We start from the raw sequence: 20,028 nt of genomic DNA, 5'->3' as shown, positions 1-20,028 counted from the left end.
CGACAGCGAGTACCCAGACGTGCAGTTCAAGTCCCTCCGTCTCTCCGGGTTCAAGTCGTTCGTCGATCCGACCGAGCTCGCCATCGAGCCCGGCCTGACCGGCATCGTCGGACCCAATGGCTGCGGCAAGTCGAACCTCGTCGAGGCCCTGAAGTGGGTCATGGGCGAGACCTCGGCCAAGCAGATGCGCGGCTCGGAGATGGAGGACGTGATCTTCGGCGGCACCGGCCAGCGGCCGGCGCGCAACATCGCCGAGGTCACGCTGCGCCTGGACAACCGCAATCGCGTCGCACCGGCCGCCTTCAACGACACCGACGACCTCGAGGTCATCCGGCGCATCGAGCGCGGCCACGGCTCGCTCTACAAGGTGAACAGCCGCGAGACGCGCGCGCGCGACGTGCAGACCATGTTCGCCGACGCCGCCTCGGGCTCGCGCTCGACGGCGATGGTGAGCCAGGGCCGCATCGGCGCGCTGATCAACGCCAGGCCGGCCGACCGCCGCATGGTGATCGACGAGGCCGCCGGCATCACCGGGCTCTTCGCCCGCCGTCACGAGGCGGAGCTGCGGCTGAAGGCGGCCGAGGCCAACCTGCTGCGCGTGCAGGACGTGCTGGTGGCGCTCGACGAGCAGCACCGGCAGCTCAAGCGCCAGGCCCGCCAGGCCAGCCGCTACCGCAACCTCAGCGACCACATCCGCAGGGCCGACGCCGTCGTGCTGGCGCTCAGGCTCGCGGCCGCCGAGAAAGAGCTGGCCGAGGCGCAGGAGCGTCTGCGCGAGGCCGAAGCCACCGTCACCGACCTCACCCGCCTGGCCGGTCTCGCCGCGACGGCGCAGGCCGACGCCTCGACCGCGCTGCCGCCGCTGCGCAACGAGGAAGCCGCCGCCGCCGCTGCGCTGCAGCGCCTGCGCGTCGCCGCCGAGGCGCTGGCCGACGAGGCCGAGCGCATCGAGCTGGCGCGCGAGGAGGGCCGCACGCGCCTGGCGCAGATCGAGTCCGACGCTTCACGCGAGGGCGAACGCCGCGGCGACGCCGAAGCCGCGCTCGGCGAGTTGGGTGGCGAGCGCGAACGTCTGGCGGCCGAGCAGGTCGGCGAGGAGCAGCGCCAGGCCGAAGCCGACGCCGCGCGCGATGCGGCGCATCGGGCGACGGCGCACGCCGACGCCGAGCTCGAGCGCCTGACTCGGCAGATCGCCGAGGACGAAGCCGTGCTGCAAAGCCTGCAGCGCGAGATCGCCGGCTTCAACGATCGGCTCGCCCAGCTCGCGCGCCGGCGCGACGAGGCCGAGGCGCAGCGCGCGCAGATCGCCGGCGAGCTCGGCAGCCTGCCAGCGCTCGCCGCCGTGCAGGCCGAGGTCGACGCCGCGCTGGCGGCGCTGGAAGAGACGCGCTCGAGCAGCGCCACGGCGCAGGAGAGTGCCCGCGCCGCGGAACGCGTCGCCGTCGAGGCCGCGCGCAACGCGCAGGCCGAAGCCGCCGCCGCGACGCGCCAGGCCCAGGCCGCGGCCGCCGAGACGGTGCGCGCGACCCAGGGCGAGTGGGCCGAGCGCGTGCGCGCGACGATGGCGCGCGCGGATGCCGAGCGGCAGGAAGCCGAGCAGGCGCGCGCCGCCGAGCGCCTGGCCGCCGAGAACATCGCCGCGAAGATCGCCGACGCGCTGCAGAAGTCGAGCGGCCGCGTCACGCGCTTGAAGGCCGAGGAGAGCGGCATCGCCGCCGCCCTGCAATCGGCCGCCAACAGCCTGTGGCCGCCGCTGATCGACGCGCTGACCGTCGAGCCGGGCTACGAGAAGGCGCTGGGCGCCGCGCTCGGCGACGACCTGGAAGCCTCCTACGACCGCGGCGCGCCGATCTTCTGGCAGACCATGCCGGCGCTCGGCCAGATTCCCGCCCTGCCCGAGGGGATCGAGCCACTGTCGGCGCGCGTCAAGGCGCCGGCGGAGCTCGATCGCAGCCTCGCCTTCATCGGCGTGGTCGCCGACGAGGAGGCCGGCCAGCGCCTGCAGGGCCAGCTGAAGCCCGGCCAGCGCCTCGTCACGCGCGACGGCGCGGTGTGGCGCTGGGACGGCCTCACCGTGAAGGCCGGCGCGCCGACCGTCGCCGCCACGCGGCTCAGCCAGCGCAACCGCCTGATCGAGGTGCGCGCCGCGCTCGACACGGCGCAGGCCGAGCTGAGTGGCATCGAGCGGCGCCACGCCGTGGCGCGCGCCGCGGTCGAGGCCGCGCGTACCGCCGAGCAGCGCGTGATCGCGCGCGTGCGCGACGTCGGCGCCGAGCGCGTCGAGCCCGCGCCGCGCCGAGCGCCAGGCGATCGAGGCGGCACGCGCCGCCGAGCGCGAGAGCGTCGCCGCCGCGAGCGCACGCGAGCGCGAGGTGGTGGCCGAGGCCGCCGCCGCCGAGCGCAGCGCGCACGAAGCCGCGCGCGAAGCCGACCGCACGGCGCGGCTGGCGATCGCCGAGCATGAATCGACGCTGGCGCAGGCGCGCGCCCGCCACGCCGACATCGCGCGCCAGACCGCGGCACTGACCTCGCGCCAGGCCACGCTCGAGGATGCGTTGCGCCAGATCATGGCCGAGCACACCGAGATCGAGCGCCATCGCACCTTCCGCGAGGCGCGCCGCTCCTCGATCGCCGATCCGGCGATCGACCGCGAGGCCGCTACAGCGCTGCGCGTGAGCCTGGCCGATCTGCGCGCCGAGCTGGTGACGCGACAGACCGCGCGCGACGCGCTCGCCCGCGACGCCGAGCTGCGCCGCGGCCGCCTGCAGCAGATCGATGCCGATAGCCAGGGCTGGCGCGTGCGCCTGGAGACGGCCGAACGCCAGCTCGCCGAGCTCGGCGAGCGCCGCCAGGTCGTCGCTGCGCAGCTCGAGGAACTCGACGCCAAGCCGGCGGCGATCGCGACACAGCGCGAGGCGCTGTCGGGCCAGATCGCCGAGGCCGAGGAGAAGCGCCGTGTCGCCGCGTCGCGCCTGGCCGACGGCGAGAGCCGGCAGATCGCCGCCGACAAGGCGCTCAAGCAGGTCGAGCACGATCTCGCCGAGGCGCGCGAAAGCCGCGTGCGGCGCGAAGGCCTGGTCGAGCAGGCCCAGCACAACCGCGAAGCCACGGTGGCGCGCATCGAGGAGCGCCTGAAGGTCTCGCCCGAGTCGATCCTCGAGGCTGCTGAGGCGGCGTCGCTGGAGGAACTGCCCGACATCGAGTCGGCCGAGAAGCGGCTGGAGCGTCTCGTGCACGAGCGCGAGACCATGGGCGCGGTCAACCTGCGCGCCGAGGAGGAGGCCGCCGAGCTCGATCGCCAGATCGTCGCCATGACCTCCGAACGCGACGACCTCACCGCCGCGATCGGCCGCCTGCGCCAGGGCATCGCCAGCCTCAACCGCGAGGGCCGCGAGCGTTTCCTCGCCGCATTCGAGAAGGTCAACACCCACTTCCAGGAGCTGTTCACCAAGCTCTTCGGCGGCGGGCGCGCCGAGCTGCGCCTGACCGAGTCGGAGGATCCGCTCGAGGCCGGGCTGGAGATCGCCGCCTCGCCGCCGGGCAAGAAGCTGCAGGTGATGTCGCTGCTGTCGGGCGGCGAGCAGGCGCTGACGGCGCTGTCGCTGCTGTTCGCGGTGTTCCTCACCAACCCGGCGCCGATCTGCGTGCTCGACGAGGTCGACGCGCCGCTCGACGACGCCAATGTCGAGCGCTTCTGCGACCTGGTGCACGACATCGCCGGCCACAGCGACACGCGCTTCCTGATCATCACCCATCACCGCGTCACCATGGCCAAGATGAACCGGCTCTACGGCGTCACCATGGTCGAGCGCGGCGTCTCCTCCCTCGTCTCGGTCGACCTCGAGCAGGCCGACCGCATCATCAACGAGGCCGTTGCCGCCTGAGGGCCAAGAAGCAAGATTTCCTCCCTCGCGTCACGCATTCGCCCCGGCCACAACCCGGGGCTTTTTCTTTATCATGGCAGCGCCGGCGTTCCGCCGGCCTCGAGATGAAGAGCCGGCGAGACGCCGGCGCTCCCAGGGAGATGGGCGATCATGAAGATCCCGCAGAAGGGTCTGCCGTGGGAGGCGATCGCGCCGATGCTCGACGCCGCGAAAGCCGACGACTTCTCGTGGCGCGACGGCCGCATGGCCGTCTACTACTACTATCTCGACCAGGACCTGCGCGACGTGCAGGTCAACGCCTACACATCGTTCTGGACCGAGAACAATCTCGGCAAGCGCGCCTTCCCCAGCCTGGCGAAGCTGGAGGACGATGTCATCGCCTTCGCGCTGTCGCTGATGAACGCCCCCGACGGCGCCGCCGGCACGTTCACATCGGGCGGCTCCGAGAGCATCTTCCTGGCGCTGCAGACCGCGCGCGACTGGGCGCGGGCGGAGAAGGGCATCCGCGAGCCCAACTTCGTCGTGCCGCGCACCGCCCATCCCGGCTTCTCGCGCGCCGGCCATGCGCTGGGCATCGACATCCGTCGCGTGGTCACCACGCGCAACGATTTCCGCGCCGACGCCGGCGCCATGGCAAGCCGCATCGACGACAAGACCATCGGCCTGGTCGGCTCGGCGCCCAACTATCCCTTCGGCGTGATCGACCCAATCGCCGAGATCGCCGCCCTGGCTGATAAGCGCGGGCTGTGGATGCATGTCGATGCCTGTGTCGGCGGCTATCTCTCGCCCTGGGTGAAGCGGTTGGGCTACGCCCTGCCCGAGTGGGATTTCGGCGTGCCAGGCGTCACCTCGATCTCCGCCGACCTGCACAAATACGGCATGGCGCCCAAGGGCGCCTCGACCATGCTGCTGCGCTCGCAGGAGCTGAAGACGAAGTACCAGCAGTTCGATTTCCGCGACTGGGAGCGCGGCCAGTACCTCGCCTACACCATGCAGGGCACCCGGCCTGGCGGCGCGGTGGCCGGCGCCTGGGCGGTACTGCAGCATCTCGGCGAGGACGGCTACCTGCGTTGCGCGAAGCTGCTGATGGACACCACGCAGGCGCTGGTCGAGGGCATCAACAAGATCCCCGGCCTGGCCGTGCTCGAGCCCCACGACCTCTGCATCTTCGTCACCCGCTCGACCGACCCCTCGCTCGACATCGGCGCGGTCAGCGACGCCATGGTCAGGCGCGGCTGGTTCGTCGGCCGCCAGGCCGAGCCGCCGGGCATCCACATGGCCCTGAACCCGGCACATCACGAGACGGTCGAACCCTATCTGCGCGATTTGAAGGCCTCGGTCGACGAGGTGCGCGCCAGCGGCAGCAAGGGCAAGGCGGCCGGTTCGACGTATTGATTCAGCCCTGGAGCCTCCGGAGAATCGAGCCAATGATTGGCGCGCGCCTGAATCCCGGCGAGTCGCTCGGCGATCGGATTCTGAAAGTCGACCACGCCGGCGAGCACGGCGCGGTCAACATCTATCGCGGTCAGCTTCTCGTCGCTCGCCTTACGGCGACGGACCATTGCCGCGAGATCGCCGGGATGCGCGCCCACGAAGAACGGCATCGTGCCATCTTTGCCGACGAGCTGTCGCGGCGCGGCCTGCGACGCTGCCGCAGCTACTGGCTCTGCGGCGCGGGTGGCCTGCTTCTCGGCCTGGCGACGGGCCTCTTGGGCGGCAGTGCGATTGCGGCAACGACTGCGGCGGTCGAGCGGGTCGTGCTACGTCATCTCGATGAGCAACTCGCTACCCTGAGCTCGGATCAGGCGGCGACGATGGCGATCAAGGCCATCATCGACGACGAGAGACAGCACCACGATCTATCCCTGTGTCGTATTGACGGCGACACCTTGCTCGTACGGGCGATAACCCGCCTTGTCGAGACCTCCACCGAGGCAGTCATCTGGCTTGGCATGAAGCTCTAGGTGCCGTCTCCTCGGGTGCCATCCACACGGATGTACAGATGAAGGAAAAGCGCCTGAAAACATTACGTTTTCCGGCGAAACTGTGTGACGCCTTGCCGCTTGACACCCCATACCTCACCCCCTAGGTTGCGGCGCGATTTCGCCTGGGGGACGCGGTTTTCTCGCGTGATTTGGCGCGGAGTCGACGATGCGAGGAGGCCTTCGGATGGCCGCAGGCGAGAAGCCGCCTTCGCTCGATGAGCTCGATGCCCGCGTGAAGGCGGCGCAGCAGGCTCAGGAGAGCAGGGTCGGGAAGCCGGGCGGCGGTCCGCGGGGCGGCACCGAGAAGATCGGCGTCGGACTGCGCATCGGCATCGAACTGGTCGCGGGTGTGGTCGTCGGAACGGTTCTCGGCCTGGTGCTGGATCGCTGGCTGGGAACCAAGCCTTGGTTGCTGATCGTGGGCTTCCTGCTCGGGTCGTGCGCCGGCTTCCTCAACGTCTACCGCGTGGCCCAGGCCGAGGAGGCGCGCCGCAAGGCCGCTGCCGCCGAGGCGAAGGATCAGTCGCGGTCCTCCTAGGGATCGTCCGCGTCAGGGGTGAGATCGTGGCCAGTCCGCTCGAGCAGTTCGAGATCATCGATCTCAGCAAGCCGCTGTTCACCATCGGCAAGGCCAATATCGCGTTCACCAACTCCGCCGCCTTCATGCTCGCCGCCGTCGGCGTCGCGTCGTTTTTCCTGATCGCCGCCGGCGCGCAGAAGAAGCTGGTGCCCGGCCGCCTGCAGGGCCTGGCGGAGATGCTCTACGACATGGTCGCCGGCATGATCCGCGACAATGTCGGCGACGCCGGCAAGAAATACTTCCCGTTCCTGTTCTCGCTCTTCATCTTCATCCTGTTCGGCAACATGCTGGGGATGATCCCCTACACCTTCACCTTCACCAGCCACATCGCCGTGACCTTCGCGATGGCCTTCGCCATCTTCCTGGTCATCACGCTGATCGGCATCTTCAAGCACGGCCTGCACTTCTTCTCGTTGTTCTTCCCGCACGGCGCGCCGCTCGCCACCGCACCGATTCTGATCCCGATCGAGGTGATCTCCTACCTGTCGCGGCCGGTCAGCCTGTCGGTGCGTCTGTTCGCCAACATGACCGTGGGCCATGTTCTGCTGAAGGTGCTGGCCGGCTTCGTCATCGCCTTGGGCTTCATCGGCGGCTGGGTGCCGCTGCTGGTCCTGGTCGGCATCACGGCGCTGGAATTCCTCGTGGCCTTCCTGCAGGCCTACATCTTCACCATCCTCTGCTGCATCTACCTGAACGACGCGCTGCACCTGCACTGAGCCGGCCGCGCCCGTACCCATCAACAATCGTCCAACGCCCATCACCACGGAGACAACCATGGATCCCGCAGCCGCCAAGTTCATCGGCGCCGGCCTCGCCGCCATCGGCATGATCGGTGCCGGCATCGGCGTCGGCAACATCTGGGGCAGCTACATCACGGCGCTCTCGCGCAACCCGGCCTCGAAGGCCGAGATTGGCGCCAACATCTGGATCGGCTTCGCCGTCACCGAGGCGATCGCGCTGTTCGCGCTGATCGTCGCGCTGATCGCGCTGTTCGGCTGAGCCCTCTTTCGGCCGAGAAGGGCGGGCGGGACGGCGACGCCCGGCCTTCATCACCCAGACACGGCGCCGCAGGGCGTCGTCCGGAGTGACTGAGATGGTCAAGCCGCGTTCACTTTACGACCGCTTCGCGCCCGCCCTCGTGGCGGCGGCGCTGGGCCTCGTCTCCTTCTCCGCCGCGGCGCAGGAGAAGAAGGGCATGCCGCAGTTCGATCCGAACACGATGCCCAGCCAGATCTTCTGGCTGATCGTCTGCTTCGCGATCCTCTACGTGATCATGTCGCGGGTCGTGATGCCGACCCTGGGCGGCACGATCGAGGCGCGCGCCGCCAAGATCCAGGGCGATCTCGACGCCGCCGCCAAGGCACGCGACGAGGCCAAGGCGGCGCTGGCGCATTACGAGAAGTCGATCGCCGATGCCCGCGCCGAGGCGCAGGCGGCCAACCGCGCGGCGGCCGACGCCGCCTCGGCGGCGACCAACGCCAAGCTGGCCGAGGTCGGCCAGCGCATCGGCGCCGAGATCGCCGCGGCCGAGCAGCGCATCGACGAGGCGCGCGCGGCGGCCATGGACAATGTCCGCTCGATGGCGGTCGAGGTGGCGCAGGCGGCCTACGGCAAGCTGGTCGGCGGCCAGGCCGATGCGGCGCGGGTCGACGCTCTCGTCGGCGCGGCGCTGAGGGGAGGCGCGCGATGATCGGCACCGCATGGGCCGCCGAACCGGGCGCCGCGGGCGGCTCGATGTTCGCCGACCCGACATTCTGGGTCGCCGTGTCCTTCGTGATCTTCCTCGGGGTGGCCGGCAAGGCGGCATGGAAGGGCATCACCGGCATGCTCGACCAGCGCGCCGTCGCGATCACCAAGCAGCTCGACGACGCGCTGAAGCTGCGCGCCGAGGCCGAGGCGACGCTCGCCGAGTACAAGATGAAGCGCGACGCGGCGGAGAGCGAGGCCAAGGGCATCATCGATCTCGCCACCGCCGAAGCCGTCTCGCTCAAGGCGCGCGCCGAGGCCGACCTCGCCAACACCATCAAGCTGCGCGAGCGCCAGGCGCTCGACCGCATCGCCCAGGCCGAGGCCAAGGCCATGGCGGAGGTGCGCGCCACCGCCGTCGACGCCGCGATCTCCGCCACCCGCTCGCTCCTGCAGGAGCGCATGCAGTCGGGCCAGGGCACCGAGCTGGTCGACCAGGCGATCACCGAGCTGCCGAGACGGCTGAACTAGCCCAGACGCACGCCGTCACACGATCAACCCCGCCCACGAGGCGGGGTTCTTCTTCCAGCCTGTCATTCCGAGCGCAGCGAGGAATCCAGAGAAGCCAGCCCGGATTCCTCTCTGCGCTCGGAATGACAGGAGAGACGCAAGAACGAACTCCGCCCTAGACTGCCCGCATGACCGCCTCGCTCGCCGCCCGCCATCCGCGCGACACGCCGTGGCTGATCGTGCTGTGGGCGCTCACCGCGATCAGCCTGGCGCTCGGCCTGGTGGTGCCGGCGGTGAAGGTCACCAAGGTGCGCCTGTTCGATGACACGCACAGCGTGCTGTCGGGCATCGGCGACCTCTGGTACTCGGACTCCTGGCCGTTGGCGATCGTGATCGCGGCCTTTTCGGTGGCGCTGCCGGTGCTCAAGCTGCTGGTTGCCGCCTTCCTGTGGCTGACGCCGCATCATCGCACCGGGCCGCTGCATGCCATCGCCGTCAGCATCGGCAAGTGGTCGATGCTCGACGTGCTGGTGGTGGCGATCATCGTCGTGTCGCTGCAGGGCGACTTCTTCGTGCGCTTCCGCGCCCAAGGCGGCATCTACCTGTTCGGCGCCTCGGCGCTGTTCGCCATGGTGCTGATGGCGTGGATCGACCGCCGGCGACGTCAGGCCGACGCCCGGACGCGGCGATAGGCGCGCGCGAAGCGCTGGAAGAAGGCGCGCGCGTCGCGCGGCAACGAGGCCAGACGGACCAGCGACGGCATGCAGGCTTGCGGCGTCAGCGCACGCCCGACCGTGCCGCGCGTCATGTAGACCACGTCGAACGTTCGGCGCGCCGGTACGCAGCGATAGAGACCGCGATGGATCGACCAGGCGTGGAACAGCAGCGCGTCGCCGGCCTTCAGCGGCAGGCGCACCGCGTCCGGCGGATCACCGCTCGCGGCCTCGTGGCGGATCGCCCATTCCTGCGCCGTATCCCAACGGCAATGCGAGCCGGGCACGATCGACAGCCAGGGATCGTCGGCGAGGGCGACGCGGAAGTGCACGCCGGTGCCGGCCGCGATGTCGCGCTTCTCGCTGTCGGCGTCGGGCGCCAGGAACTGCGTATCGCGGTGCCATTGCCCGTCCCAGTCGGCGCCGTGCTGCTCCATGAAGTACTGCGTGTTGTGGAACAGCGGCACGCCGCCGGTGATCGCCGCGATCAGGTCGAGCACGCTGCGATCGGCAACGAACCGCAGGATCTCCTCCGGCACGCGACGATCGTCGTACCAGCGGGGATCGGTGAGATAGGCCATGTTGCTGAGCGGGCCGTCGCGCCGTTCGGGCGGCAGCCCCGCGCGCCATGCGCGCGCCGCACGATCGCATGCCGCCCGCAGCCGCTCGCGATCGAGCCATCCCATGAAGCGCGGCAGGACGACGTAGCCGCGCGTGCGCCAGTGGTATCGGAGTTTACCTTCCCCCGGAGGGGGAAGGTGGCGCGCGCCAGCGCGACGGAAGGGGGATGTCGAAGACGGACTCTTGCGTTCGGCTTCGGCATCCCCCTTCCGCCCTTCGGGCACCTTCCCCCTCCGGGGGAAGGTCGTTGATGGCATTACTCCGCCGCCTGGCGCGTGGGCGCGTCGGTCGGCGGATTGTTGCTGGGCTTCCAGCGCAGCACCGGCTTGCGCGCCGCCAGCGTCTCGTCGAGACGGCGGCGCGGCGCCATGGTCGGCGCGGCGCGGAAATCCTCGACCGCCGTGCCGCTCTTGGCCTTGCGTGCGAGATGCAGCAGGGCGTCGCAGAACTGATCGAGCGCCTCCTTGGATTGCGTCTCGGTCGGCTCGATCAGCAGCGCGCCATGCACGACCAGCGGGAAGTACATGGTCATGGGGTGGAAGCCCTCGTCGATCATCGCCTTGGCGAAGTCGAGCGTGCTGACACCGGTGTCCTTGAGGAAGGAGTCGTCGAACAACGCCTCGTGCATGCAGGGGCCGCCGAAGGCCGGGGTCATCTCGGCGCTCAGCCGGGCCATGACGTAGTTGGCGTTGAGCACCGCGTCCTCGGCGACCTGCTTCAGGCCGTCGGCGCCGTGGCTCATCATGTAGGCGAGCGCGCGGGTGAACATGCCCATCTGGCCATGGAAGGCCTTCAGGCGGCCCAGCGGCTGGCCGTCGACCGAGGTGCCCTCCTCGGCGGCGTGCCAACCCGTGACGTCGTGCACGATCCACGGCCGCGGCGCATAGGCGGCGAGGCGATCCGACAGCACCACGGGACCCGAGCCCGGCCCGCCGCCGCCATGCGGCGTCGAGAAGGTCTTGTGCAGGTTGATGTGCATGCAGTCGACGCCGAGATCGCCCGGCCGCACCCGGCCGACGATGGCGTTGTAGTTGGCGCCGTCGCAGTAGAAATAGGCGCCCGCCGCATGCACCGCGTCGGCGACCTCCAGGATGTCGCGCTCGAACAGCCCGCAGGTGTTGGGGTTGGTGAGCATGATGGCCGCCACGTCGGAACCCAGCGCCGCCTTCAGCGCCGCGACATCGACATGGCCGTCATCGGTGGCCGGAATCGGCTTGACGACGAAGCCCAGGGCGGCGGCGGTCGCGGGGTTGGTGCCGTGCGCCGATTCCGGCACCAGCACGGTCTTGCGCTGGCTCTCGCCGCGCGCGGCCAGCGCGGCGGCGATCGCCATCATGCCGCACATCTCGCCATGCGCGCCCGCGGCCGGCGACATCGCCACCGCCGGCATGCCGGTCAAGGTCTTGAGCCAGCGCGCCAGCTCGTCGATCAGCTCGAAGGCGCCCTGCACTGTCGATTGCGGCTGCAGCGGATGGACGTCGGCGAAGCCGGGCAGGCGGGCGATCTTTTCATTGAGCCGGGGGTTGTGCTTCATGGTGCACGAGCCCAGCGGGTAGACGCCCATGTCGATGGCGTAGTTCTTCTGCGACAGGCGCGTGTAGTGCTGCACCACCTGCGGCTCGGCCAGCCCGGGCAGGCCGATGGCACCGCGCCGGCGCAGGCCGTTGAGTCGGTCGGCGACCCTGGGCGGCTCCGGCAGGTCGACACCGCAGCGGCCGGGCTGGCCCATCTCGAAGATCAGCTTCTCCTCGAGCTGCAACGCGCGGTTGCCGGTGAAGGTCGGCGCCGTGGTGCCGGAGGCGGACAGCGTACCGCTGCGGCCCTGCGAACGGTCGAGCGACTGGACCATCACAGCACCTCCGTCAGCGCGCGGGCGAGTGCGGCGATGTCGGCATCGCTCACCGTCTCGGTGGCCGCGACCAGCAGCAGGTCGGCGACCGCGGGATCGTCGGGCATCAGGCGCGACACCGGCACGCCGCCCAGCACGCCCTTGGCCGCGAGCCGCTCGACGACCGGCGCCGCGGGCTTTGGCAGCTTCAGCGTGAACTCGTTGAAGAAGGTGCCGTTGAGCAGGCTCACGCCTTTGACCTGCGCCAGGGCGTCGGCGGTCTTCACCGCCGTCGCATGGTTCAGCTCGGCCAGCCGCGTGAAGCCCGCCTCGCCCAGCAGGGTGAGATGGATGGTGAAGGCCAGCGCACACAGCCCGGAATTGGTGCAGATGTTGCTGGTCGCCTTCTCGCGCCGGATGTGCTGCTCACGCGTGCTGAGCGTCAGCACGAAGCCGCGCTGGCCGTCGGCATCGACGGTCTCGCCAACGAGACGGCCCGGCATCTGCCGCACGAATTTCTCGCGTGTCGCAAAAAGGCCTACATAGGGGCCGCCGAAGTTCAGGCCGACGCCGAGAGACTGGCCCTCGGCGACGACGATGTCGGCGCCCATCTCGCCCGGCGGCATCAGCAGGCCGAGCGACACGATCTCGGTGACGACGACGATCAAGAGCGCGCCGGCGTCGTGGCAAGCCTTGGCCAGCGGCGACAAGTCGCGCACATGGCCGAACACGCTGGGATTCTGCACCACGACGCAGGAGGTTTCCTTGTCGACCTGCGCGGCGAGGTCCTCGACGCCGGTCGCGTCGACCGGCGCACCGACGGCCTCGAAGCCCTGCCAGCGCGCGGTGGTCTCGATCACGGCGCGGTACTGCGGGTGCAGGCCGCCCGACAGGATCGCCTTGCTGCGCCGCGTGACCCGGTTGGCCATCAGCACCGCCTCGGCGGCGCCGGTGCTGGCATCGTACATCGAGGCGTTGGCCACATCCATGCCGGTGAACAGCGCGATCTGCGTCTGGAACTCGAACAGGTACTGCAGCGTGCCCTGGGTGATCTCGGGCTGGTACGGCGTGTACGAGGTCAGGAACTCGCCGCGCTGGATCAGGTGATCGACGCTCGAGGGCACGTGGTGCTTGTAGGCGCCGGCGCCGACGAAGAACGGCCCCGCGCCCGCCGCGCGGTTCTTCGCCGCCATGGCCGAGAGCGCGCGATCGACCTCGAGCTCGCCCATGTGGTCGCCGAGGCGATCGATCTTGCCCTTCAGGCGCGCCGCTTCCGGCACGTCGCGGAACAGCTCGTCGACCGAGCGCACGCCGATGACGCTCAGCATCTCGCTGCGGTCGGCGTCGGTGAGGGGAAGATAGCGCATCGCTACTCGAGACCCTTCACGTATTCGCCATAGGCCGCCTCGTCCATCAGGTCGTCGAGGTCGCCCTTGTCGGCGATCCTCAGCTTGAAGAACCAGGCCTTGCCCATCGGATCGGCGTTGACGTCGCCGGGCGAGTCGGCGAGCGCGGTGTTGGCCTCGACCACCTCGCCGCCGACCGGCGCGTAGATGTCGGACGCGGCCTTCACCGACTCGACGACAGCGATCTCGCCACCTTTCTCGACCGTGCGGCCGATCTCGGGAACCTCTACGAACACGACGTCGCCCAGCTGCTGCTGGGCATAGTCGGTGATGCCGACCGTGCCGATGTCGCCTTCGACGCGCACCCACTCGTGCTCCTTCGAGAATTTCAGCACTGAGGCCTCCCCCCTTAACCGCGGAAATACGTGTGCTTGACGAACGGCATCGGCACCACCTCGGCCGCGACCGGTTTGCCGCGCACGACAAGCGCAAGCTTCGTGCCGTTGGCGGCCTGCGCGCGCTCGACATAACCCATGGCCATCGGCCCGTTCAGCGACGGCCCGAAGCCGCCCGACGTCACCTTGCCGATCACTTTGCCGGCGCCGTCGACGATCTCGGCGCCCTCGCGCGCGATGGTGCGGCCCTCGGGCTTCAGCCCGACGCGCCGGCGCGGCGCGCCCTCGGCGATCTGCTTCTGCACCACAGCGGCGCCGGGGAAGCCGCCCTGCGCGCGGCGTTCCTTGCCCACGCTCCACAGCAGCCCGGCCTCGATCGGCGTGGTCGTGGTGTCGATGTCGTGGCCGTAGAGGCAGAGACCGGCCTCCAGGCGCAGCGAGTCGCGCGCGCCCAGGCCGATCGGCTTGACCTCTTCATTCGAGAGCAACAGGCGGGCGACATGCGTGGCCGAGTCGGCCGGCGTGGCGATCTCGTAGCCGTCGCAGCCGGTGTAGCCTGAGCGCGTGACGTAGCACTCCACGCCATCGATGCGCAGCACGGCGCCGGTCATGAACACCATCGTGCGCGCCTGCGACGCGTAGCGGCTCAGCACATCGACCGCCCTGGGTCCCTGCAGCGCCAGCAGGCCGCGGGCGAACATCGGCTCGATCTCGACGCGGTCGCCGATGCCCTTGCGGATATGGGCGAGGTCGTCGTGCTTGCATGCGGCGTTGACCACGAGCAGCAGGTGATCGCCCGTGCTGGTCACCATCAGATCGTCGAGGATGCCGCCGGTCTCGTTGGTGAGCTGCGTGTAGCGCATCTGCCCGGGCTTCAGACCACGGATGTCGCCGGGCACCAGCGATTCCATCGCGCCCACGAGGTCCTGGCCCGGCTTCGCGGTGAGCCGGATCTGGCCCATATGCGAGACGTCAAACAGGCCGCAGCTGGCGCGCGTGTGCAGATGCTCCCCGAGCACACCCTGCGGATACTGCACCGGCATGTCGTAGCCGGCGAACGGCACCATCTTGCCACCGAGCTCGCGGTGCAGATCGTAGAGGGGCGTACGCTGAAGAGAGGCAGACGAGGGAGCGTCGGTCACCGGTCACCTTTCAGAATCGGCACGCGCGACGCCGGATGGCATCGCCCGCGCCCCCTCTGTCTGGTGACCTGAAAGATTGGCCGGGACGCAATTGAGCGCGCCGCCGACTTACCTCGTCGGTGGGCCGCCCCGCGCTTTCGCGCACGCGGCCACTTTCCAGAGTGCCATCCCCCCACGGTCCTGGGTGCCTGAGAGTTTCCGGGGCGGTTGCTCCTTCGGCGGCGACTTCGCGTCGGCGAAAACGCTCTCTCCCATGGGGATCATCTGGCGGCGGCCACCATAGCGACGCACCCCAGCAGGAGCAACGTCAGGCGTTGCTCCTCAGTAGTGGAAAAGCTCCTCGTCTGTAAATTGAATGCCGTTCAGTACAAGCGCTGCATGGGCTGTCTGCCCTTGATGGCGCCAATGACCGCCTCGACGGGGGTGTGGCGAAGGGTCTGTGCTGACGAGTCGAGCGATGGCGCATCGAGCGCTCTCACCAGGAACATTTCGGAGGAGGATCCATCCGATGAGAACTTGCGCACGGCCCGATCGGGAGTCCCGCCGCGCCCTGTACCGTGCGGTCAATCGCGACCTTGCGATGAAGGGCTACGACCGCTTCACCACGACGGGGCTTCGGCTCAGGGCGCTGCTCCTGGCCAGCGGGCTGGTCGGCGACTGGCTGTAGCCGTCGCACGCCTCTCCAGCGTCGTCGAGCAGCCCGGCACAGTCACGCGTTCGGCGTGGCGAACCTGCTGCTGGCGCGGAACCTGCGCATGACGCCACGCACAACGCGCTGGTGCCGTGGCGGCGCGTCAATGCATCCGCGTCAATTGCATCATCGTCTCGGTGACGTTCGGTACGCTGACGCGATGCGGACGTCGCGCATCGCTTCGTTCCGGCCGTCGGCTACGCCGATTGCGCGGCGATCCCGCGGTCACCGAGAGGCTCGCTCGACCTCACGGAATCCTCCATTGCCGCACGGGCTGGGCGGACCCGTCGACACACATTTTGGTCGTTTGTACACTCCCGGGCGACCGACAGCTGTGTAGTTGCAGGGCACGTGCTCTCATTCTGAGCGATCGGGCGGATTGGGCAGTCAATCGCTTTTAGTTGCCAATGCGATCGTAAAAAATGGGCAGGCAACTACATATAGCGCATCCCTTCTGCTGATATCTCTACCTATGTACATGGGAAACCAGTTTCGCCTTTCCACCTCTGCTTCAGGGCAGTAGACTTACTGCAATGGGGAAGGCAGACGATACCAAGCGGCGCGTCGAGCGCGCGGCGTTGACCCTGTTCATGGCGCGGGGCGTGGCCGAGACCACGACACGCGAGATCGCCATGGCTGCATCGGTCGCCGAAGGTACGATCTATCGCTACTTCCCATCCAAAGACGCGCTCGCCCTCGATCTGTTCACGCGACATCACGTGGCGCTGGCCGACGCGCTCTTGCAGGCGCATCAGCCGCACAAGAAGCTCAGGCAGAAGACCGAAGCGATCGTGCGTTGCTATTGCGAGTGGGCCGACGCCGACTGGACTGTTTTCGCCTATCACCTGCTGACGCAGCACCATTTCCTCGCCAGCCTGTCAGAGGATCTGGCCAACCCGGTCGATGTGGTGCGCGACGTGATCGCCCAGTCGATGGCCGCGGGCGAGATCGCCAAGCGCGATCTCGACGGCATGACCGCCGCCGTGGTCGGCATCGTCCTGCAGGCCGCCGTGTTCAAGGTCTACGGCCGAATCAATGGCCCGCTATCGGACCATGCGCCGCTCTTCGTCGACTCCGCCTGGGCGGTGTTGGCCGGTCCGAAGTCCTGATATTTCCGGGGCCGTCCGGGATACGACCTCAGCGCCTGCCGCGGCGGTTGAACTCGACCTCGTCCGGCGTCATCACGAAGCCCACCGCGATCTGGTAGGCGCCGCCGGTGTCGGGGCTGGCAAGCGGGATGCGCTGGCTCAGCTCTTCCTTGCTGGCGAGCTTGGTGCGATTGCCGCTGAACTGGAAATCGGCGTTGAAGGTGCGCCGCGCCACGACCTTGCGCTGCGGATCGATGATGGCGACGAAGTACTCCAGCGCCACCTTGCGGTCGGGCGCGACGCGCGCCAGCGCCGGCCCCTCGGCGACGCGGACCTCGAAGACGATGTCGAGGTCGACGCGATCGCGCCGCGCGCCGCAGGCGATGTCGATATCGCTCAGCGACGCCTGGACGATGGTGTCGGTGGCGTCGCGGCCGCGGCCGGGCTGGAAGCGCGTGAGCGTCGCGGCGTCCTGAACGCGCAGCGCCTTCGGGCAGAGCTGCGCCGCCGTGACGCGTTCGGTGGTCGAGGGGCCGCAGGCCGCCAGCGCGGCCAGCAGCGCCGCCGGCAGAAGAGGACGCAGGACCATGGACATCACCGCAGCAGACCGAAGGACGGCGTCCTCATAGCGTCTTGTGGGTGCCGTCGCACAGCGGAGAATTCTTCGTGCCCTTGCACATGCAGAGCCAGTGGTCGCCGTCCCGCTGCGCCGTGTATTTCAGCGGCGCCAGGCCGACGGCCTTGTGCGAGCCGTCGCAGAACGGCTGCTTGGCCGAGCGCCCGCAGGCGCACCACCAGTAATCCTTGCCACTCTCGAGGCTGACTTTGATCGGCGCCGTGCCGGCTGCTACAGGGCTGGTCATGGGTTTCATCCTTCGCCAGGGGGCGCTTTGACAGGGTCACGCCCGCTGCGCCATAGGTGCGATCCTAGGGATCGCCCATGAATGTCGTCCAGCCCCCTTCCCCCGCCCAGCGGCCGCTTCTCACACTGCTGCTGGCCAGCCCGCGCGGCTTCTGCGCCGGCGTCGACCGTGCCATCCAGATCGTCGAGCGCGCGCTGGAGAAGTACGGACGGCCGGTCTATGTGCGCCACGAGATCGTGCACAACCGCTTCGTGGTCGAAAATCTCGAGGCCAAGGGCGCGGTGTTCGTCGACGAGCTCGACGCCGTGCCCGACGACCGGCCAGTCGTGTTCAGCGCCCATGGCGTGCCCAAGTCGGTACCGGCTGAGGCGCAACGCCGCACCCTGCTCTATGTCGACGCCACCTGCCCGCTGGTCTCCAAGGTGCACCGCGAATCCGAGCGCCATCATGCCGCGGGCCGCACCATCCTGCTGATCGGCCATCGCGGCCATCCCGAAGTGATCGGCACCATGGGCCAGCTGCCCGAAGGCGCCGTGATCCTGGTCGAGGACGCCGCCCAGGCCGAGACGGTGCAGGTGCCCGATCCCGAGAATCTCGCCTTCGCCACCCAGACCACGCTGTCGGTCGACGACACCGCCGGCATCGTCGCCATCCTGCAGCGGCGTTTCCCGCGCATGCAGGGGCCCAAGATCGAGGACATCTGCTACGCCACCACCAACCGCCAGGCGGCGGTGAAGGCGATCGCGCCACGCTGCGAGGCGCTGGTGGTGATCGGCGCGCCCAATTCCTCGAACTCGATGCGCCTGGTCGAGGTGGCGAAGACCTACGGCTGCCCCAGGGCGACGCTGGTGCGACGCGCCGCCGATCTCGACTGGAACTGGCTGCAGGGCGTGTCGCGCCTTGGCGTCACCGCCGGCGCTTCGGCCCCCGAAGTGCTGGTGGACGAGCTGATCGCCGCCTGCCGCGCGCGCTTCGATGTCGTCATCGAGGAAGTGCGCGTGACCGAGGAGAGCGTGGTCTTCAAGCTGCCGCGCGCGCTGGTGGCTTGATGGGCGTGTTCGTGTATTCCCTTCCCCCGGACGGGGAAGGTGCCCGGAGGGCGGAAGGGGGATGTCGAAAACGGGCTCCTCTGTTCGTCTTCGACATCCCCCTTCCGTCAGCGCTTCGCGCTGCCACCTTCCCCCTCCGGGGGAAGATGAAGGCCACATAAGGCGCGTCATGGCGGTCTACACGGAAGTCTCCGACGAGGATGTGGATGCGTTCCTGGCCCAGTACGACATCGGTCACGCGACCTCGCTGAAGGGCATCGCAGAAGGCGTCGAGAACTCGAACTACGTGCTGACCACCGAGCGCGGCACCTTCATGCTGACGCTGTACGAGAAGCGCGTCGATCCGAACGACCTGCCGTTCTTCCTCGGCCTGATGGAGCATCTCGCGGCGCGCGGCATTCCCTGCCCGACGCCGATCCACGGCCGCGACGGAAAGGCGCTGCGCACCATCGCCGGCCGGCCGGCAGCGATGGTGACCTTTCTCTCCGGTCTGTGGCCACGACGCATCGAAACCGCCCATTGCGGACCGGTCGGCGAGGCGATGGCGAAGCTCCACCTCGCCGGCGAGGGCTTCACCCTGCGGCGCCCCAATGCATTGTCGGTTCCGGGCTGGCGGCCGCTGTACGACGGCAGCAAGGCACGCGCACACGAAGTGATGCACGGCCTCGCCGAGGAACTCGCAGGTGAACTCGATTTCTTCGATCGCAACTGGCCGCGCGCTCTGCCCGAGGGCGTGATCCATGCCGACCTGTTCCAGGACAACGTTTTCTTCCTCGACGGCAAGCTCAGCGGCATCTTCGACTTCTACTTCGCCTGCAACGACCTCCTGGCCTACGACGTCGCCATTTGCCTCAACGCCTGGTGCTTCGAGCCCGACAGGAGCTTCAACGTTACCAAGGCCCGTGCCCTGCTCGCCGGCTATCAGCGCGTACGCCCCCTGAGCCAGGCTGAGCGCGACGCGCTGCCGACCTTGGCGCGCGGCTCGGCGCTGCGCTTCCTGCTGACACGCCTCTACGACTGGCTGCACACGCCGGCGGGCGCGATGGTCAAGCGCAAGGATCCGCTGGAGTACCTCGCGCGCCTGCGCTTCCACCGCAATGTCGGCTCGGCCTCGGGATACGGGCTGTGAGCGGCGACGTGGTCGACATTTTCACCGACGGCGCCTGCAGCGGAAATCCCGGGCCAGGCGGCTGGGGCGCGTTGCTGCGCAAGGGCACGGTCGAGAAGGAGATCTCCGGCGGCGAGGCGGCGACCACCAACAACCGCATGGAGATGATGGCGGCGATCCAGGCGCTCGAGGCGCTGAAGCGACCAACCAAGGTGCGCCTGCACACCGACAGCGGCTATCTGCGCGACGGCATCACCAAGTGGATCCATGGCTGGCGCCGCAACGGCTGGAAGACGGCCGACAGGAAGCCGGTGAAGAACGAAGACCTTTGGCGCCGGCTCGAGACCGCAATGGCGCCGCACCGCGTTGAATGGCTGTGGGTGAAGGGCCATTCCGGCCACCCCGAGAACGAGCGCGCCGACGCGCTGGCGCGCGCCGAGGTCAAGCGACTGCGCGCGCTGGCGAAGCTGTCGGATCTCTGACGCCTGTCATCCCGAGCGCAGCGAGGGATCTAGCGATTACCCTGGATCCCTCGCTGC

General features: G+C 69.0%; 22 protein-coding genes and 2 riboswitches. Of the genes, 15 read left to right on the top strand and 7 right to left on the bottom strand.

The genetic code is table 11. From position 1 onward, the window contains the following. The first annotated feature begins 19 nt into the window (after positions 1–19). From KF889_03185 to KF889_03140, 10 genes are all read left to right on the top strand, one after another. On the top strand, positions 20–2,464 hold the full coding sequence (locus tag KF889_03185) for an AAA family ATPase (GenBank protein ID MBX3498421.1): 2,445 nt from the start codon (positions 20–22) through the stop codon (positions 2,462–2,464). Beyond that, the gene (locus KF889_03180; GenBank protein MBX3498420.1) at positions 2,376–3,884 is read left to right on the top strand and encodes a hypothetical protein; all 1,509 of its coding nucleotides are present in this window, start codon (positions 2,376–2,378) and stop codon (positions 3,882–3,884) included. The genes KF889_03185 and KF889_03180 overlap by 89 nt, the downstream gene beginning before the upstream one ends. A gap of 150 nt (positions 3,885–4,034) precedes the next feature. Beyond that, positions 4,035–5,279: an aspartate aminotransferase family protein gene (locus KF889_03175; protein MBX3498419.1), complete on the top strand. Its 1,245-nt coding sequence runs from the start codon at positions 4,035–4,037 to the stop codon at positions 5,277–5,279. Between the two features lie 32 nt (positions 5,280–5,311). Next, a complete protein-coding gene (locus tag KF889_03170) occupies positions 5,312–5,848 on the top strand; it encodes a demethoxyubiquinone hydroxylase family protein (GenBank protein MBX3498418.1) in 537 nt (178 codons plus the stop codon). 205 nt (positions 5,849–6,053) lie between these two features. Further along, on the top strand, positions 6,054–6,407 hold the full coding sequence (locus tag KF889_03165; GenBank protein ID MBX3498417.1) for an AtpZ/AtpI family protein: 354 nt from the start codon (positions 6,054–6,056) through the stop codon (positions 6,405–6,407). Positions 6,408–6,433: 26 nt separating this feature from the next. Continuing rightward, positions 6,434–7,165, top strand: a complete 732-nt coding sequence (locus KF889_03160; protein MBX3498416.1) for a F0F1 ATP synthase subunit A — start codon at positions 6,434–6,436, stop codon at positions 7,163–7,165. Positions 7,166–7,223: 58 nt separating this feature from the next. Then, on the top strand, positions 7,224–7,448 hold the full coding sequence (locus KF889_03155; GenBank protein ID MBX3498415.1) for a F0F1 ATP synthase subunit C: 225 nt from the start codon (positions 7,224–7,226) through the stop codon (positions 7,446–7,448). 94 nt (positions 7,449–7,542) lie between these two features. Further along, a complete protein-coding gene (locus tag KF889_03150; protein MBX3498414.1) occupies positions 7,543–8,139 on the top strand; it encodes a hypothetical protein in 597 nt (198 codons plus the stop codon). A 44-nt stretch (positions 8,140–8,183) separates the two neighbouring features. After that, a complete protein-coding gene (locus tag KF889_03145) occupies positions 8,184–8,666 on the top strand; it encodes a F0F1 ATP synthase subunit B (protein MBX3498413.1) in 483 nt (160 codons plus the stop codon). A gap of 167 nt (positions 8,667–8,833) precedes the next feature. Then, positions 8,834–9,337: a paraquat-inducible protein A gene (locus KF889_03140; protein MBX3498412.1), complete on the top strand. Its 504-nt coding sequence runs from the start codon at positions 8,834–8,836 to the stop codon at positions 9,335–9,337. Here KF889_03140 and KF889_03135 read toward each other — a convergent pair. The 5 genes from KF889_03135 to gcvT all read right to left on the bottom strand — a co-directional run bounded on the left by KF889_03135 (position 9,310) and on the right by gcvT (position 14,690). Beyond that, a complete protein-coding gene (locus KF889_03135; protein MBX3498411.1) occupies positions 9,310–10,044 on the bottom strand; it encodes a phytanoyl-CoA dioxygenase family protein in 735 nt (244 codons plus the stop codon). The two genes, KF889_03140 and KF889_03135, sit on opposite strands and share 28 nt — an antisense overlap. A 191-nt stretch (positions 10,045–10,235) precedes the next feature. After that, entirely contained in the window at positions 10,236–11,828 is a 1,593-nt protein-coding gene (gcvPB, locus tag KF889_03130; GenBank protein MBX3498410.1) for an aminomethyl-transferring glycine dehydrogenase subunit GcvPB, read from the bottom strand. Next, positions 11,828–13,174 (bottom strand): aminomethyl-transferring glycine dehydrogenase subunit GcvPA, encoded by a 1,347-nt coding sequence (gcvPA, locus tag KF889_03125; protein ID MBX3498409.1) that lies wholly within the window; start codon positions 13,172–13,174, stop codon positions 11,828–11,830. The genes gcvPB and gcvPA overlap by 1 nt, the downstream gene beginning before the upstream one ends. Before the next feature lie 2 nt (positions 13,175–13,176). Further along, positions 13,177–13,548: a glycine cleavage system protein GcvH gene (gene gcvH / locus KF889_03120; GenBank protein ID MBX3498408.1), complete on the bottom strand. Its 372-nt coding sequence runs from the start codon at positions 13,546–13,548 to the stop codon at positions 13,177–13,179. Positions 13,549–13,562: 14 nt separating this feature from the next. Beyond that, on the bottom strand, positions 13,563–14,690 hold the full coding sequence (gene gcvT, locus KF889_03115; protein ID MBX3498407.1) for a glycine cleavage system aminomethyltransferase GcvT: 1,128 nt from the start codon (positions 14,688–14,690) through the stop codon (positions 13,563–13,565). Between the two features lie 52 nt (positions 14,691–14,742). After that, positions 14,743–14,854: riboswitch (glycine riboswitch) on the bottom strand. A 1-nt stretch (position 14,855) separates the two neighbouring features. Continuing rightward, positions 14,856–14,954: riboswitch (glycine riboswitch) on the bottom strand. 244 nt (positions 14,955–15,198) lie between these two features. Between gcvT and KF889_03110 the strand changes: the two genes are divergently transcribed. Further along, on the top strand, positions 15,199–15,357 hold the full coding sequence (locus KF889_03110; protein MBX3498406.1) for a hypothetical protein: 159 nt from the start codon (positions 15,199–15,201) through the stop codon (positions 15,355–15,357). A 557-nt stretch (positions 15,358–15,914) separates the two neighbouring features. After that, the gene (locus tag KF889_03105) at positions 15,915–16,490 is read left to right on the top strand and encodes a TetR/AcrR family transcriptional regulator (protein ID MBX3498405.1); all 576 of its coding nucleotides are present in this window, start codon (positions 15,915–15,917) and stop codon (positions 16,488–16,490) included. 28 nt (positions 16,491–16,518) lie between these two features. On the opposite strand, the gene KF889_03100 is transcribed toward KF889_03105, so the two are convergent. Continuing rightward, positions 16,519–17,058, bottom strand: a complete 540-nt coding sequence (locus KF889_03100; GenBank protein MBX3498404.1) for a hypothetical protein — start codon at positions 17,056–17,058, stop codon at positions 16,519–16,521. A gap of 34 nt (positions 17,059–17,092) precedes the next feature. After that, the gene (locus KF889_03095) at positions 17,093–17,332 is read right to left on the bottom strand and encodes a CDGSH iron-sulfur domain-containing protein (protein MBX3498403.1); all 240 of its coding nucleotides are present in this window, start codon (positions 17,330–17,332) and stop codon (positions 17,093–17,095) included. 77 nt (positions 17,333–17,409) lie between these two features. On the opposite strand from KF889_03095, the gene ispH reads away from it, so the two are divergent. The 3 genes from ispH (at position 17,410) to rnhA (ending at position 19,971) form a co-directional block, all read left to right on the top strand. Then, on the top strand, positions 17,410–18,381 hold the full coding sequence (ispH, locus tag KF889_03090; GenBank protein MBX3498402.1) for a 4-hydroxy-3-methylbut-2-enyl diphosphate reductase: 972 nt from the start codon (positions 17,410–17,412) through the stop codon (positions 18,379–18,381). A gap of 169 nt (positions 18,382–18,550) precedes the next feature. Then, positions 18,551–19,510 (top strand): homoserine kinase, encoded by a 960-nt coding sequence (locus tag KF889_03085; protein ID MBX3498401.1) that lies wholly within the window; start codon positions 18,551–18,553, stop codon positions 19,508–19,510. After that, on the top strand, positions 19,507–19,971 hold the full coding sequence (rnhA, locus tag KF889_03080; protein ID MBX3498400.1) for a ribonuclease HI: 465 nt from the start codon (positions 19,507–19,509) through the stop codon (positions 19,969–19,971). The genes KF889_03085 and rnhA overlap by 4 nt, the downstream gene beginning before the upstream one ends. The last annotated feature ends 57 nt before the right edge of the window (positions 19,972–20,028 follow it).

It is taken from the genome of Alphaproteobacteria bacterium, from assembly GCA_019635875.1.
Lineage (GTDB): Bacteria > Pseudomonadota > Alphaproteobacteria > Reyranellales > Reyranellaceae > JAFAZJ01.
This window is presented reverse-complemented; position numbering and strand designations above follow the sequence as displayed.

Bases quoted from the DNA above. Each gene is read 5' to 3' on its own strand.
- KF889_03150 (MBX3498414.1), top strand. From the start codon at position 7,543: ATGGTCAAGCCGCGTTCACTTTACGACCGCTTCGCGCCCGCCCTCGTG.
- KF889_03170 (MBX3498418.1), top strand. From the start codon at position 5,312: ATGATTGGCGCGCGCCTGAATCCCGGCGAGTCGCTCGGCGATCGGATT.
- KF889_03145 (MBX3498413.1), top strand. From the start codon at position 8,184: ATGTTCGCCGACCCGACATTCTGGGTCGCCGTGTCCTTCGTGATCTTC.
- KF889_03100 (MBX3498404.1), bottom strand. From the start codon at position 17,058: ATGGTCCTGCGTCCTCTTCTGCCGGCGGCGCTGCTGGCCGCGCTGGCG.
- KF889_03085 (MBX3498401.1), top strand. From the start codon at position 18,551: ATGGCGGTCTACACGGAAGTCTCCGACGAGGATGTGGATGCGTTCCTG.
- ispH (MBX3498402.1), top strand. From the start codon at position 17,410: ATGAATGTCGTCCAGCCCCCTTCCCCCGCCCAGCGGCCGCTTCTCACA.
- KF889_03175 (MBX3498419.1), top strand. From the start codon at position 4,035: ATGAAGATCCCGCAGAAGGGTCTGCCGTGGGAGGCGATCGCGCCGATG.
- KF889_03165 (MBX3498417.1), top strand. From the start codon at position 6,054: ATGGCCGCAGGCGAGAAGCCGCCTTCGCTCGATGAGCTCGATGCCCGC.
- gcvPA (MBX3498409.1), bottom strand. From the start codon at position 13,174: ATGCGCTATCTTCCCCTCACCGACGCCGACCGCAGCGAGATGCTGAGC.
- KF889_03155 (MBX3498415.1), top strand. From the start codon at position 7,224: ATGGATCCCGCAGCCGCCAAGTTCATCGGCGCCGGCCTCGCCGCCATC.
- KF889_03095 (MBX3498403.1), bottom strand. From the start codon at position 17,332: ATGACCAGCCCTGTAGCAGCCGGCACGGCGCCGATCAAAGTCAGCCTC.
- gcvPB (MBX3498410.1), bottom strand. From the start codon at position 11,828: ATGGTCCAGTCGCTCGACCGTTCGCAGGGCCGCAGCGGTACGCTGTCC.
- KF889_03135 (MBX3498411.1), bottom strand. From the start codon at position 10,044: ATGGGATGGCTCGATCGCGAGCGGCTGCGGGCGGCATGCGATCGTGCG.
- KF889_03110 (MBX3498406.1), top strand. From the start codon at position 15,199: ATGAGAACTTGCGCACGGCCCGATCGGGAGTCCCGCCGCGCCCTGTAC.
- KF889_03140 (MBX3498412.1), top strand. From the start codon at position 8,834: ATGACCGCCTCGCTCGCCGCCCGCCATCCGCGCGACACGCCGTGGCTG.
- KF889_03105 (MBX3498405.1), top strand. From the start codon at position 15,915: ATGGGGAAGGCAGACGATACCAAGCGGCGCGTCGAGCGCGCGGCGTTG.